Genomic DNA, 932 nt, shown 5'->3' on the forward strand with positions numbered 1-932 from the left:
AAACATTCCCCCCGCGGAAGCCAAAGCCAACTTCTACGCAGCTCTGGAAACTAAAGCCATGGCCGCATAACTATTAAATTCAAGCCTCCGGCAAACCAGGAGCGGTTCAATGCGCATCTGACCCGTATATTGGAACAGCCCGCTGTTCCCCGAACCTGGCACCCCGTATTCGTCATAGGTATTGACCGACGTTACCGAACCGGACCCGTCGGAAAGCCCGACCACCGACCCGCGCTCGTCCGCCAGCAGCCAGCGCCGGCTGTCCGTGTCGGCGCCTGCATATTCCACCAATGGCTGGCCCAGCCCGGCCCCATGCGCATAGCGCCGCAGCACCGTGCCGGCATCGTCCAGTTCTGCCACCACGTCCAGGCCATCATAGGCAAGGTTCACCGCTCCCACGCCCGAACCCGGTGCGATCCGCGACAGGCGGCCCAGGACGTCATAGAAAAGTCCGACACCCTCGCCACCGCCACCTTGCGGCGTCACCGCCACCAGCCGGCCATCCCCATCATAAAGATAGTGCGATGTCCCGTCCGTCTCCACCCGGCCCGCCGTGTCATGGCCGATGGCCGTGCCGCCCACCGAGACCAGCCGGTTCAGTGCGTCCACCACCCCCGCCACATCCCCCGACGCCGGCAGCGGCACCGCGTAGGAACCATTGTCCAGGCTGCGCGTCAGCATCTCCCCCGTCGAGCCATACGTGAAGCCCAGCGACATATCCCCCGCCGTTCCCACCGCGTCATGGCTCAGCGAGGTCAGACGGTCCAGCCCGTTCCAGCCATAGGTGCTGACCACCCCGTTGCCGCGTTCCACACGGTCGACACGGCCACGCGCATCATAATGATAGCGCGCCAGCACCCCCGGTCCCGTCACGGCCCCCACTTCCGACACCGACGACAGCGCCCCGTCCGCACGCCAGGCATAGGTCAGCG

The 932-nt window shown here is 65.6% G+C and carries 1 protein-coding gene; it reads right to left on the bottom strand.

The window, feature by feature from the left end:
- Positions 1–33 precede the first annotated feature (33 nt).
- A partial coding sequence (locus tag ACM9HJ_RS30960) for a hypothetical protein (RefSeq protein WP_416575663.1) occupies positions 34–932 on the bottom strand: 899 nt, incomplete at its 5' end.

Source organism: Niveispirillum sp. KHB5.9, assembly GCF_048066115.1.
In the GTDB taxonomy this organism is placed as follows: Bacteria; Pseudomonadota; Alphaproteobacteria; order Azospirillales; family Azospirillaceae; genus Niveispirillum.